The 12,166-nt window shown below is 74.4% G+C and carries 14 protein-coding genes and 1 pseudogene; 6 read left to right on the top strand and 9 right to left on the bottom strand.

Going from position 1 to position 12,166, the window contains the following annotated elements:
* Positions 1-663: 663 nt before the first annotated feature.
* Together EFE23_RS25535 and EFE23_RS25530 are read right to left on the bottom strand one after the other, a co-directional pair.
* Complete coding sequence (locus EFE23_RS25535) at positions 664-1,131, bottom strand: GNAT family N-acetyltransferase (RefSeq protein WP_123243455.1); 468 nt, start codon at positions 1,129-1,131, stop codon at positions 664-666.
* Between the two features lie 63 nt (positions 1,132-1,194).
* A complete protein-coding gene (locus tag EFE23_RS25530) occupies positions 1,195-2,142 on the bottom strand; it encodes a thiamine-phosphate kinase (RefSeq protein WP_123243454.1) in 948 nt (315 codons plus the stop codon).
* A gap of 150 nt (positions 2,143-2,292) precedes the next feature.
* On the opposite strand from EFE23_RS25530, the gene EFE23_RS25525 reads away from it, so the two are divergent.
* Positions 2,293-2,526 carry an Lrp/AsnC ligand binding domain-containing protein gene (locus EFE23_RS25525; protein WP_018786298.1) on the top strand — a complete coding sequence of 78 codons (234 nt, stop codon included), beginning with the start codon at positions 2,293-2,295 and terminating at the stop codon, positions 2,524-2,526.
* Positions 2,527-3,129, top strand: coding sequence for a DUF3515 family protein (locus EFE23_RS25520; protein WP_199737229.1), 603 nt, complete (start codon positions 2,527-2,529; stop codon positions 3,127-3,129).
* A 111-nt stretch (positions 3,130-3,240) separates the two neighbouring features.
* Here the strand turns inward: EFE23_RS25520 and EFE23_RS25515 are convergent, their stop codons facing one another.
* Positions 3,241-4,335, bottom strand: coding sequence for a D-alanine--D-alanine ligase family protein (locus tag EFE23_RS25515; RefSeq protein ID WP_123243453.1), 1,095 nt, complete (start codon positions 4,333-4,335; stop codon positions 3,241-3,243).
* A gap of 200 nt (positions 4,336-4,535) precedes the next feature.
* Here EFE23_RS25515 and EFE23_RS25510 point away from each other — a divergent pair, with 200 nt between their 5' ends.
* Positions 4,536-4,715 (top strand): hypothetical protein, encoded by a 180-nt coding sequence (locus tag EFE23_RS25510; protein ID WP_123243452.1) that lies wholly within the window; start codon positions 4,536-4,538, stop codon positions 4,713-4,715.
* 275 nt (positions 4,716-4,990) lie between these two features.
* Here EFE23_RS25510 and EFE23_RS25505 read toward each other — a convergent pair whose 3' ends face one another.
* Positions 4,991-5,221, bottom strand: a complete 231-nt coding sequence (locus tag EFE23_RS25505; RefSeq protein ID WP_123243451.1) for a hypothetical protein — start codon at positions 5,219-5,221, stop codon at positions 4,991-4,993.
* Between the two features lie 289 nt (positions 5,222-5,510).
* Here EFE23_RS25505 and EFE23_RS25500 point away from each other — a divergent pair, with 289 nt between their 5' ends.
* Together EFE23_RS25500 and EFE23_RS25495 are read left to right on the top strand one after the other, a co-directional pair.
* Positions 5,511-6,356, top strand: coding sequence for a helix-turn-helix domain-containing protein (locus EFE23_RS25500; protein ID WP_123243450.1), 846 nt, complete (start codon positions 5,511-5,513; stop codon positions 6,354-6,356).
* A 4-nt stretch (positions 6,357-6,360) separates the two neighbouring features.
* Positions 6,361-6,561, top strand: a complete 201-nt coding sequence (locus EFE23_RS25495; RefSeq protein WP_123243449.1) for a DUF397 domain-containing protein — start codon at positions 6,361-6,363, stop codon at positions 6,559-6,561.
* Here EFE23_RS25495 and EFE23_RS25490 read toward each other — a convergent pair.
* From EFE23_RS25490 to EFE23_RS25470, 5 genes are all read right to left on the bottom strand, one after another.
* Entirely contained in the window at positions 6,536-7,603 is a 1,068-nt protein-coding gene (locus EFE23_RS25490) for an ROK family protein (protein ID WP_123243456.1), read from the bottom strand. The genes EFE23_RS25495 and EFE23_RS25490 overlap by 26 nt on opposite strands.
* Positions 7,604-7,974: 371 nt before the next feature.
* The gene (locus tag EFE23_RS25485) at positions 7,975-8,760 is read right to left on the bottom strand and encodes a putative protein N(5)-glutamine methyltransferase (RefSeq protein WP_123243448.1); all 786 of its coding nucleotides are present in this window, start codon (positions 8,758-8,760) and stop codon (positions 7,975-7,977) included.
* Positions 8,761-8,932: 172 nt separating this feature from the next.
* On the bottom strand, positions 8,933-10,048 hold the full coding sequence (locus EFE23_RS25480; protein ID WP_123243447.1) for a cystathionine gamma-lyase: 1,116 nt from the start codon (positions 10,046-10,048) through the stop codon (positions 8,933-8,935).
* Between the two features lie 7 nt (positions 10,049-10,055).
* Positions 10,056-11,063: an NAD(P)H-dependent glycerol-3-phosphate dehydrogenase gene (locus EFE23_RS25475; RefSeq protein WP_123243446.1), complete on the bottom strand. Its 1,008-nt coding sequence runs from the start codon at positions 11,061-11,063 to the stop codon at positions 10,056-10,058.
* Entirely contained in the window at positions 11,060-11,785 is a 726-nt protein-coding gene (locus EFE23_RS25470; RefSeq protein WP_123243445.1) for a lysophospholipid acyltransferase family protein, read from the bottom strand. The genes EFE23_RS25475 and EFE23_RS25470 overlap by 4 nt, the downstream gene beginning before the upstream one ends.
* Positions 11,786-11,899: 114 nt before the next feature.
* Between EFE23_RS25470 and EFE23_RS25465 the strand changes: the two are divergent.
* Positions 11,900-12,166, top strand: a pseudogene (locus tag EFE23_RS25465) (2-phospho-L-lactate guanylyltransferase); the annotation flags it as partial.

Here is a 12,166-nt window from a genome sequence, read left to right as displayed (position 1 = left end):
AACGGTCTTACGCAGCAGAGTGGTAGCCATGATGAAGTCACGCCTTCCATTCGGGGGTTTCCGCGGCACCCGCGAAGAGGGGGTGCGGTACGTGCCGCGAGAAGGGGGGAAAGTCTGGTGGGTGGGCCCGGCGGTCGGGGGGTGACCTGCTCGGGCGGCCCGGGGATGTAACGACCGGGGGCGGGGGGTGATTCCCGCGGTCTCACCGGCTCGTGGACCAGATGGTTCGCGGTCCGGGGGAGGTAACGACGGCCGGTGGCCGGTCATTCCGACCAGGGCTGCCAACCCCTGGGGGTGGTGGTTGCCGCGCGGTCTGCCATGTTCAACGACCCCGGCCCCGGCATGATTCCGCCGTGCGGGTGGCCCCGACCACGGGACGCCCACCCCAAACCGCCCAGGCGCGCGGTCCCCGGCAACGGTCGCCGGTGAAGGTGACCTCCCGGCCTCGCCGCTTTCCGCGATCCGGACATCCGGCCCAGGTGGCGCGTCTGGCGCGGCCGGGGTCACCGGCCTGGCAGGCCCGCGCCGGTCACCGGATGATCGACTCAGGCTGCGGCAGGTCGGGGTGTCGCGGGCTTCGGATGCCACGGTTTGCCGCATTCCGAGTGCGTCACCCGGGCGCCGAAGCGCCCCCGGGCGCGGGGGCCGGGCGGGGCGGCGGGATCAGAGGGTGCGGCCGAACGAGAGGCAGCCCGGGGCTTCCTTGTAGTAGCCGAAGTTCGGGATCCGCTCGTAGCCGGCCGCGGTGTACATCGCGATCGCCTCGGGCTGCCGGTCGCCGCACTCCAGGATGATCCGCTTGCGGCCCTGCTCGCGCGCCGACTCCTCCACGGCCGCCAGCACCGCGCGGGCGACGCCCCGGCCGCGGGCGGCCGGGGCGGTGTACATCCGCTTCAGCTCGGCCGTCTCGCCGTCGTCGCCGTGGCTGCGCCAGCCGCCGCAGCCCACCGGCCGGCCGTCGAGGTAGGCGACCAGGAAGGCGCCGTCCGGCAGCTCGAACTGCGCCGGATCGATCGGGGTGTCGTCGCCGCTGCCGCCGTACCGCTCGCCGAGGTCGGCCAGGGCGGACCGGATCAGCGCCTGCGACTCGGGCGCGGCGAAGTGCCGGGCCCGGATCTCGATCTCACTCACGGCATGAAGGGTACGACCGGCTGCGGGCCTGCCCGGGCGCTGGCCGCCCGGGTCGGACCCAGATCACTCCGCCCGGCGGAAGTGGTCCCATCCGGCGGGACCCTCGTACGCCCGCCCGTCCACGGTCACCCCGGCGCCCTCGGCCACCCGCCCGACCGGCCGCCAGCCGGACGGCAGCGTCGCGGTCCCCGGGAAGGTCGCCGCCAGGGCGTGGTCGTCGCCCCCGGCCAGGATCCAGGAGTACGGGTCGACGCCGAGCGCCTGCGCCGCGTCGCGCATCTGCCGGGGCACCTCGAACGCCTCCCGGGTTACGTCGATCGCCACCCCGCTGGCCCGCGCCACGTGCCCCAGGTCGGCCAGCAGCCCGTCCGAGACGTCGATCATCGCGGTGGCGCCGGCCCGGGCCGCCTCGGGGCCGGCCGGATACGGCACCTCGGGGCGGCGGAACGCCTCGACCAGCAGCCGGGGCGTCCGGAAACCGCGGGACAGCACCGTGTAGCCGGCCGCCGCCCAGCCGGTCCGCCCGGCGAGGGCCACCACGTCCCCCGGGCGGGCCCCGGACCGGACCACGGGCGGCCGGCCGGCCAGGTCGCCGAGGGCGGTCACCGCGATGGTCAGCGTCGGGCTGGCCGACATGTCCCCGCCGACCACGCTCGCGCCGACCAGGGCCGCCTCGGCGCCGAGTCCGTCGGCCAGCTCCTCGGCCCAGGCGGTGTCCAGTTCCGCCGGCATGCAGAGGGCGACCAGCAGGGCGGTCGGGGTGGCGCCCATGGCCGCGATGTCGGCCAGGTTGGCCGCCGCCGCCCGGTGGCCCACGTCCCGCGCCCCCGACCAGTCCCGCCGGAAGTGCCGCCCCTCGACCAGCACGTCGGTGGAGGCGACCACCCGCCGGTCCGGCGCGGCGACCATCGCCGCGTCGTCACCGGGGCCGAGCAGGACACTCTCCCCGTACGTCAGCCGGGCGGTCACCCGGTCGATCAGCCCGAACTCCCCCACACCCGCGACCGTCATGCCGTCCCCTCGTCACACTCACCAGTACTCCACGACCCGGCGTGCGCTCGCTCACCGCGTCCAGCCGGCCACCGATAGGGATCAGGCCTGCTCCGTAAGGTAGTTTCACCCTTCGGGCCGCCCCAGGCGGCGACGGACGGAGGTCGAGTCGTGGTACAGGCGTACATCCTCATCCAGACCGAGGTCGGTCGGGCGCGTGACGTGGCCGGGCAGATCGCGGACCTTGCCGGCGTGGTACGGGTCGACGCCGTCACCGGGCCGTACGACGTGGTCGTCCTCACCGAGGCGAACACCGTCGACGAGCTCGGCAAACTCATCGTCAGCAAGGTGCAGATGGTGCCCGGCATCACCCGCACCCTCACGTGTTCGGTGGTACGGCTGTAAGTGGACGAGATCACTTCCTCCTCTGAGAAGGCGCCACGCCGCGACCGGTCGACCCGCGGGGCCGCGCTCTGGGCGACCCTGATCGCGGTGCCGGTCACCCTCGCCGTGGCCGGGTTCACCTTCGCCAAGCTGTCGCCGTCGGAACCGGCAGCCGCGCCCAGCCCCTCGGCCAGCGCCGCCCGGCCGCAGTCGACCGCCCCGGTCGAGCTGCCCGCGCCGACCCTGGCGGAGCGGCCCGCGGTGGTGTGCCGCGCCCTGGTGTCCCAGCTCCCCGACACCGTCCGGGACCTCAAGCAGCGGCCCGTCACCGCCGGCGCCGAGCAGAACGCCGCGTACGGGGACCCGGCGCTGACCGTGGCCTGCGGCGGTTCCCCGCCGGTCGTGCAGCCCACCGACGAGGTGTGGTCGGTCAACAAGGTCTGCTGGCACGCCGTGCAGGAGGCGGACGCCACGGTGCTGACCACCGTCGACCGGGAGACCCCGGTGCGGGTCCGGGTGCCCAAGGAGTACGCGCAGCCCCTCCAGTGGGTCACCCCGATCTCCGACGCCATCGTCTCGGCCGTCCCGTCGGCCAAGACCGCTCCCGCCGGCTGCTCCGCCTGACCGGGGCACCGGCCGCCGCTGCTTCACGGAAAGAGCGGCCTCCCGCTAGGGGATGGCCACTCTTTCCGTGCATCAGGGCGAATGGGCGGCCGGGGCGGGCGCGGGCGGCCGTCAGCGGCCGGCGCGGCGGAGGGCGGTGCGGATGAGGCGGTTCACGAGCTTCGGATACTCCAGGCCGCTGGCCGCCCACATGCGGGGGAACATCGACGTCGGGGTGAAGCCGGGCATGGTGTTGATCTCGTTGAGGTAGACGTCCTGCTCCGGGGTGACGAAGAAGTCGACCCGGGCCAGCCCGGAGCAGTCCAGCGCGGTGAACGCGCGGGTGGCGTACTCCTGGACCTGGCGGGTGACCTGCTCGGGCAGGTTCGCCGGGATGTCGTACTCGCAAGCGTCGTCGATGTACTTGGCCTCGAAGTCGTACCAGTCGTGGCCGGAGATCACCCGCACCTCGGCCAGCACCGACGCCTCGGGGGCACCACCGGCCTCGCCCTCCAGCACGCCGCACTCGATCTCGCGGCCGACGATGGCACCTTCGACGAGCACCTTGGTGTCGATCTCCCGGGCGGTGGCCACCGCCGCGTCGAGCTGGGACCAGTCGTCGACCTTGGTGATGCCGAAGGACGAACCGGCCCGGGACGGCTTCACGAAGACGGGCAGGCCGAGGCGCTGCTTGTCCTCCTCGGTCATGGTCATCCCGTTGCGCAGCACCACGTACGGGCCGACCGGGATGCCCTCGGCGGCGCAGAGCTTCTTGGTGAACTCCTTGTCCATGGCGGCCGCGGAGGCGAAGACGTTCGCCCCGACGTACGGGATGTCCGCCATCTCCAGCATCCCCTGGATGGTGCCGTCCTCGCCGTACGCGCCGTGCAGCACCGGGAACACCACGTCCACGTCCGCGAGGGCCCGGGGGCCCTGCGCTGGGTCGAGCACCATGAGGCCACCGACCGCCGGGTCGGCGCGCAGCACCAGTTCGGCCCCGGAGCCGGAGGTGATCTCCGGCAGCTTGCGGTCCTGGATCGCGAGCTGCCCCGGGTCGCCGCTGGCCAGCACCCACTGGCCCTGCCGGGTGATGCCGACCGGCACCACCTCGAACTCGTCCGGGTCCAGGGCGTCCAGCACGCTGCCGGCGCTGACGCAGGAGATGCCGTGCTCGGGGCTGCGGCCACCGAAGACGATCGCCACACGGGTCTTGCCTGGGGTGGTCACTGCTGGGTCACCTCTTCGTTCGCGACTGCGGCCGGCCGTGCTCGCCCGTGGCGCTCACCCGGTTGACCTTACTGTGCGTGGCGAGCGCCGGCAGCCGATACCCGGGGGACACGTGCCCCGAGGCGTATCCGGTCAGCGCGCCATATACAGGGAGTAACGGGACGTGCCGACCGGCACGGGGCGGTTAGGCTGCTCGTCCTGTGAGCTCGGATCCCCTCATCGCAAGCCTGACCGCCGCCCTCGACGCCCGCCCCGACGACCTGCCGCTGCGGCTGCACCTGGCCGGGCTGCTGCTCGACGGCGGCCGGGGCGCGGAGCCATCGCGCACGCCGGGCAGGCGCTCGCCCGGGACCCCGGCAACGCGCAGGCCGAGGCGCTGATGCAGCGCGCCCTCGGGGCACCCACGCCGTCGCCGGCCCGCGCCCCGACGCCGGACGGCGGACCGGGCGACGACCCGCTCGCCGCGTACGCCGAGGAGCTCGCCGACGTGGTGCCGCCGCGCTTCGCGCCGGCCGGCGACGAGCCGGAACCGGTCCGCGGCGAGTCCGACCGGGTGTACGACGTGGAGTCCTCCTCGGTAGGCCGGGGCGGCCGGCGGCGGGACCTGCCACCGGCCGCCCCGGCACCCCGCCTCCGGGCCCGGAGGCGGGCGGGTTCAGCCCAGGTGCGCTGGCTCCTTGGGGCGCCGCCCGACCGCGATGACCTTCACCCGCTGCCGCCCCGCGCGGACCATGCCGAGCGCCATGAAGGCCCCGGCGATCCGGTCCGCCGCCTCGCGGCTGCTCGCCCCGACCACCTGCCGGCGGCGCTCGGGGCTCGTCCGCTCGTTCCGCTCCGCCCCCTCCAAGGGCCGGACGTCGGTGAGGACCACGAGGAACCGGGTCATCCCCGGCCACCTCCGTCCGGTCGGCGGCAACCGGTCACCGTCATGCCACTCCCTTCCCGCTTCCTCGCCGGGGGCGCTCCGGAAGGTGACGGGCACGCGGCGATCGGGTCGTGGGGGAGAAAAACCCGATCGCCGCGCGCCCCATCCCCTCCGGTCACTCACCACCACCGTCGCCACGACAACCGGCGGTGAGGACGCCGTCACAGATTGACAGGTGGACACGCGTGAATGCAACTCTCATCGAGTTTCTCTCATGCCGAAGCTCCCATAGATGTGCGACCATCGATGCATGGCGCCGAAGACCGCCCGGGCCCGCCGGCTCGGCATCGCCCTGCGTACCCACCGGGAAGCCGCCGGCCTGACCCTCGAGGCGGCGGCCGACGAGATCAACAGCACCCGGAGCACCCTGTCCCGCTACGAGAACGCGCAGACGCTGGTCCGCCCGGCCACCGTGCGCGCCCTGCTCACCCTCTACGGGGTGAACCCGGACGAGATCGCGGCGGCGGTGCAGCTCGCCAAGGATGCCCGCAAGCCCGGCTGGTGGGTCTCCTACTCCTACCTGCTGGACCGGCGGACCATCGACTTCATCGCGTTGGAGGCCGAGGCGATCGGCATCGCCAACTTCGAGCCGTCGGTGGTGCCCGGCCTGCTCCAGACCGCCGACTACGTCCGGGGGGTGATGCGCGGCGGACCGCACACCCTCACCGACGAGCAGGTGGAGCAACGCGTCCAGGTGCGGCTCGACCGGCAGCAGCGGCTCACGGGTGACGAACCACCGATCTTCGACGCCATCATCGACGAGGGCGCACTGCTGCGTCCCGTCGGCGACCGCTCCGTGATGGCGGGCCAGCTCCGGCACCTGCTGAAGATGGCTGAGCTACCCAACATCACCGTACAGGTGATCCCCCTGGCGGCCGGCTACCACCGGGGCACCCGGGGCTCGCTGCACATGTTGGAGTTCGCCGACCCGGAGGATCCGATCATCGCCTCGGTGGAGACCGTCGCCGGGCAGATGATCCTGGATCGGCCGGGCGACCTGCGTACCTGCACGAAGATCATGGAGCACCTGCGGACCGTGGCGCTCAGCCCGGCGGCCAGCCGGGACCAGCTCCTCCGCCTGCTGAACGAGAGGTAACCCGATGAACGGCACGAACAGCCCCCGCCCGCCGGCGACCGGTTGGCGCAAGAGCAGCCGCAGCGGCGACGAGGGCGCGTGCGTCGAGATGGCGCCGCTCGCGGCGGCGGTCGCCGTCCGCGACTCCAAGGACCCGGCCGGCCCGGTGCTGGTCTTCTCCCCGGCCGCCTGGGCCGCCTTCACCGGAGCGCCGCCCCGCCCGTGACCGGAGGGCCGGCGGCGGAGCCGGCCTGGACCGCCTCCAGTGCCGCGATGGCCACCCCGCGCGCCCCGGCCATGTCCCGGTCGGGCACCAGGGCGAAGGTGGCCACCGCGGCCTGCTCGGCCCGGAGCACGGTGTGCTCCCGCACGGTGGCCAGGAACCAGTCGCGGAACTCCGGCGCCGCCTCCACCACGCCGCCACCGACGAAGTACGCGTGCGGGTCGGTGAAGTTCGCCGCGATCGTGAAGAGCCGTCCCAGGGCCGCCGCCTGCTGGGCGAAGACCTGCCGGGCCAGTTCGTCGCCCCGCTCGCCGTAGCCGCGGACCAGCTTGGCGGCCCGGCGCGGCTGCTCCGCCGCCAGCGGGTGCCCCGGGAACCGGGCCAGCCAGTACGGCAGCAGGTTCCGCTCGATCCCGGTCAGCGAGGCGACGCTCTCGACGTCCCCGCTGAAGCCGCAGGCGCAGGTCGGCACCGCCTGGTCCGGGCCGAGCAGCCCGTCCAGCGGGATGTGCACATGCCCGAACTCACCCGCCATCCCGGCCGCGCCGCCGACCACCCGGCCGGCCTCCACCACGCCCCCGCCGAGCCCGGTGCCGACGATGGCGGCGACCGAGGACCGGCGCATGGCGTCCGCTCCGAAGTGGACGTGGTGCGCGTAGAGGGCGGCGGCGTTCCCGTCGTTGGCGTAGACCACCGGCAGTCCCAGCCGCCGCTCCAGCGCACTGCGGACGTCGTAGCCGCGCCAGGCGGGCTGGGAGAAGTTGGTGGAGCCCCGCGAGGAGATCACCCCGGTGGCGCTGGCCGGGCCGGGGGTGTCCAGCCCGACCGCGCGGACCAGGGCTCGAGGCACCCCGGTCAGCGCCAGCACCCCGTCGAACGCCCGGGCCAGCGCCTCGATCGCCGCCTCCGGGCCGGCCTGCACCTCGCTCGGGATCTCCACCAGCCCGTCCACCAGGAACCGGCCGTCGACGGTCAGGACGGTGGCGTTGTTGCTGTTCCCACCGTTGTCCAGCCCTACCACCACCGGCACACCCGCGCTGCCCACGCCCACCCCTCCCACCGAGCCTGACCTGAGGCTAGTTCGCTGTTCACCGGCCCGCCACGCTTCGGACGGCCACCCCCGCACCACCGCCGCCCCGGCCCGGCGTCCTCCCCCGACGAACGCCCGCCGCGGCGCAGGCGATGTCGCCACCCGTGTGGATCGCGCCGACCCGGACGGCCGCCATGGAGGCCGGTGCGCTCGGCAGCGATATGTCTCTGCGACATGAAGATGTCGCAGAGACATACCGCTCTCAAGCAGGGTTGCTGGCGGGCATGACACGCCGGACGTGGACCGCTCCGTGCATCGCCGGCGGCCGGGGCCGCGTTCCGACCCGGGCCACGCTCCGACCGGGCCACGTTCCAACCGGGCCGCGGTCAGGCCGGCTTGCGGGCGGTCACCGCGGTGGCGTCCAGGTCTTCGTCATGGACCAGCGTCGGCACCAGGCCGGCACCGTCCAGCACCGCGCGGAGCGCCTCGGCCTGGCCGTCGCTGACCTCCACCGCGAGCTGCCCGCCCGGGGCCAGCCACTCGGCCGCGCCGATCGCCACCCGGCGCAGCACGGCGAGCCCGTCCGACCCGCCGTCCAGGGCCACCGGGGCCTCGTACAGTCGCGCCTCGGCCGGCATCAGCGCCACCGCGTCGGTCGGCACGTAGGGGGCGTTCGCCACCACCAGATCCAGCCGGCCCCGCCACCCGGTGGGCACCGGCGCGAACAGGTCGCCCTGGTAGACCGGCACGCCGAGCGGAGCCAGGTTGCGCCGGGCGCAGGCCACGGCGGCGGGGTCGATGTCGGCGGCGGCCAGCCAGCGCGGCGCGACCCGGCCGTGCAGCACCAGCGCGGCGGCACCGGACCCACAGCAGAGGTCCAGCACGGCCGGCGCCGGACCGGCCACCGCCGCCGCGGCGGCGACCAACAGGGCGGTACGCCCGCGGGGCACGAACACCCCGGGGTCGACGGCGACCCGGAGACCGCAGAACTCGGCCCAGCCGAGCAGGTGTTCCAGCGGTTGGCCGGCCACCCGGCGGTCGACCAGGTCGGTGAGGGTCGCGGCCGAGTCGGCGGCGGCGATCAGCAGGTCCGCCTCGTCCTCGGCGTAGACGCACCCGGCGGCGCGCAGCCGGTGGACGAGGGCGGAGCGGTCGGCGTGCAACAGTGCCATGGGGATGCCTTTCGGGAACGCTCGTCGGCGCTCCCGGCGTCGCCTAACCCTGCGGCGACGCGGACTCGGAGGGAGCGCCAATCCTTCGCTGGTGGATCGGTCTCACCTCCTCCGGTCGGGGCCCGTGCGGGCCGTTGCTGACCGCCACCCTAGCGGAGCCGTCGCCGGTGCGTCAGTCCGCGCTGGCGTCCAGCGCCGCGGTCACGTCGGCCACCAGGTCGGCGGCGTCCTCGATGCCACAGGAGAGGCGGACGAAGCCGGGGGCCGTGTCGTCGCCCCACTGGGCCCGCCGGTCTGCGGTGGTGTGCAGCCCGCCGAAGGAGGTGGCTGCGGCGACCAGCCGGGACGCGTCGAGGAACCGGGCGACCCGGGCGGCGTCGCCCAGGTCGAAGGAGAGCACCCCGGGCATCCGCCGCATCTGCGCCGAGGCGACCCGGTACGCCGGGTCCTCCGGCCGCCCCGGCCAGCGCAGCCCGGTCACGTCCGGCCGGCCGGCGAGCAGCCGGGCCAGCGCCTCGGCGTTGGCGGTCTGCCGGGCCAGCCGCAGGTCCACGGTCGCCAGCGAACGGTGGGCCAGCCAGCAGTCGAACGGCCCGGGCACCCCGCCGGTGGTGGTCCGCCAGGCCGTCACCGGGTCGAGCAGCTGGGGCGAACGGCTCGCCACGTAGCCGAGCAGCAGGTCGGAGTGGCCGGTGAGCGCCTTGGTGCCGGAGGCGACCACCACGTCGGCGCCGAGTTCCAGCGGGCGCTGCCCGAGCGGGGTGGCGGTGGTGTTGTCGACCGCGACGAGGGCGCCGGCGGCGTGCGCCGCGGCGGTGAGCGCCCGCACGTCGGCCACGTCCAGGCCCGGGTTGGCCGGAGTCTCCAGCAGCACCAGCCGGACGCCGTCGAACGACGGGTACGGCCCGGCGGTCGGCACGAAGCCGACGCGTACCCCGATGCCCTCCAGGGTGGCGGTGGCGAAGGCGCGCACCGGGAAGTACCCGTCGGCGGGGAGCAGCACGGTGTCGCCCGGTCGCAGCAGCGCCAGCAGCAGCCCGGTGATGGCCGCCTGGCCGCTGGCGAAGACCCGGCACTCCCCGCCCTCCAGGTCGCCGATGGCGGCCTCCAGCAGCCGCCGGGTGGGGTTGTCGGGCCGGCCGTACCCGTTCGGCGTCGCCGCCGGGCCCTGCCACGGGTCGAGGTGGTAGGGCGCGGCGAAGACCGGGCCGGGCAGGAACGGCTGTCCCGGCTGCGGAGCCGGGAGCCCGGCGTGGACGCTGCGGGTGCCGTCGCCCCACTCGGTCATGGTCGCCTCACTCGTACGACTCGGGCTTCGCGGTCCGGCTCATCAGGGCGTCCACGGCGAGCCGCGGGTCCATCCCCTCGTGGCAGATCCGCTCGATCTGCTCGGTGATCGGCATCTCCACGCCGTTCGCCCGGGCCAGGTCGCGGATGGACAGGCAACTCTTCACGCCCTCGGCGGTCTGCCGGGTGGCCGCCTGCGCCTGCTCCAGGGTCTCCCCCCGGCCCAGGTGCTCGCCGAAGGTGCGGTTGCGGGCCAGCGGCGAGGAGCAGGAGGCGACCAGGTCACCCATGCCGGCCAGCCCGGCGAAGGTGATCGGGTCGGCGCCGAGTGCCACGCCCAGCCGGGCGGTCTCGGCGAGGCCCCGGGTCATCAGCATGGCGCGGGTGTTGTCGCCGAAGCCCATCGCGGTGGCGATCCCGTACGCCAGGGCGATCACATTCTTCACCGCCCCGCCCAGCTCGCACCCGACCACGTCGTCGTTGGTGTACGGACGGAAGTACGGCGTCCGGATCGACGCCTGGACCAGTGCGGTGCGCCGGCTGTCGGTGCCGGCGACGACGGTCGCGGCGGGCTGCTCGGCGGCGATCTCCGGGGCCAGGTTCGGGCCGGAGACGACGACCACCCGGTCGGCGGGCACCCCGGCCGTCTCCATGATGACCTGGCTCATCCGCTTGGTGGTGCCGAGCTCGATGCCCTTCATCAGCGACACCAGCGTGGCATCGGCGTCCAGGTACGGGGTCCAGTCGGCGAGGTTGCCGCGCAGCGTCTGGGAGGGTACGGAGAGCACCACCACCTCGGCCCCGACGATCGCCTCCTCGGCGTCCCCGGTCGCGGTGACCCGGTCGGGCAGGCGCACGTCCGAGAGGTAGTCGGGGTTGCGACGGCTCGTCCGGATCGCGTCGGCCACCGCCCGGCGGCGGGCCAGGATGGTCACGTCCCGGCCGGCGTCGGCGAGGATCTTGGCGAACGCCGTCCCCCAGGAACCGGCGCCGAGCACGGCGACGTGGCCGCTCATTCGCTCACCTCGGGCGTACGCGTGCGGGCGGGACGCGCCCAGAGCGGCGGCGGGGTGCCGCCGCGGATCTCGGCGACCAGGTCACGGATCCGCAGCATGATGGTGTCGGTCATCTCCTCGAGGACGGCCCGGGACGGGGTGGCGCCGGCCCAGCGGCTCAGGTCGATCGGCGGCCCGGCGACCACGGTCACCGGGGTCCGGGGGCGCAGCCGCAGCCGGGAGGTCTTCGGCTCGAACATCCGTTCCGGCCCGACCATCGCGACCGGGATCACGGGCGCGCCGGTGGCCAACGCCAGCCGGGCCGCACCCGTCTTGCCCTTCATCGGCCAGAGGTCCGGTTCCCTGGTGATCGTCCCCTCCGGGTAGATCACCACCGCGCCGCCCTCGTTCAGCGCCTCGATGAGCTTGTCCAGCGACTTGACCGCGTCGACGGTGCCGCGCTCCACCGGGATCTGCCGGCACCGGTACAGGATCGAGCCGATCACCGGCACCCGGAACACGCTGGCCTTGCCGAGGAACTGCGGCCAGCGCCCGGAGTCGTAGATGAAGTGCGCGGCGACCAGCGGGTCGGCGTGCGAGATGTGGTTGGGCACGATGATGATGCCGCCGTCGCGCCGCAGCTCCTCCATGCCCCGCCAGGTACGCCGGGTCCAGACGGTCAGCACCGGCTTCACCAGCACCACGGCTAACCGTGGCCAGAATCCCACCTTCCGCCGCGCCACCTGTGCCCCCTCCTCGTGCCCCGACCCCGCGCCCACGTCCCGCGACGAAATCATGCCTGCTCGCCCCCGGTCCGGCCAGTGAGGGTACCGCCGCCCGACTGGCAGGATGGTCACGTGCCCGAGCCGAGCTGGACCGTGGTGGTGCCGGTGAAGCGCCTCGGGGCGGCGAAGAGCCGCCTGCGGGGCGCGCTGTCCGGCGTACCCCATGAGGAGCTGGCGCTCGCCCTGGCGGCCGACACGGTCCGCGCGGTGCGCGCCTGCCCGGCGGTGGCAGAGGTGCTGGTGGTCACCGACGATCCCCGGGTGGCGGCGGAGGTCGCCGCGGCCGGTGCCCGGGCCGTGCCGGACCCGGCGGGCGGGTTGAACGCGGCCTTCCGGCAC

The organism is Micromonospora solifontis (assembly GCF_003725545.1).
In the GTDB taxonomy this organism is placed as follows: Bacteria; Actinomycetota; Actinomycetes; order Mycobacteriales; family Micromonosporaceae; genus Micromonospora; species Micromonospora solifontis.
Note: the sequence above shows the minus strand (reverse complement) of the source record. Positions and strands in the feature narration are given on the sequence as shown.

Excerpts from the sequence above, each read along its gene's own strand:
- EFE23_RS25530 (WP_123243454.1), bottom strand. The coding sequence starts at position 2,142 with ATGACGGTCGCGGGTGTGGGGGAGTTCGGGCTGATCGACCGGGTGACC.
- EFE23_RS25505 (WP_123243451.1), bottom strand. The coding sequence starts at position 5,221 with ATGACCCGGTTCCTCGTGGTCCTCACCGACGTCCGGCCCTTGGAGGGG.
- EFE23_RS25500 (WP_123243450.1), top strand. The coding sequence starts at position 5,511 with ATGGCGCCGAAGACCGCCCGGGCCCGCCGGCTCGGCATCGCCCTGCGT.
- EFE23_RS25495 (WP_123243449.1), top strand. The coding sequence starts at position 6,361 with ATGAACGGCACGAACAGCCCCCGCCCGCCGGCGACCGGTTGGCGCAAG.
- EFE23_RS25485 (WP_123243448.1), bottom strand. The coding sequence starts at position 8,760 with ATGGCACTGTTGCACGCCGACCGCTCCGCCCTCGTCCACCGGCTGCGC.
- EFE23_RS25480 (WP_123243447.1), bottom strand. The coding sequence starts at position 10,048 with ATGACCGAGTGGGGCGACGGCACCCGCAGCGTCCACGCCGGGCTCCCG.
- EFE23_RS25475 (WP_123243446.1), bottom strand. The coding sequence starts at position 11,063 with ATGAGCGGCCACGTCGCCGTGCTCGGCGCCGGTTCCTGGGGGACGGCG.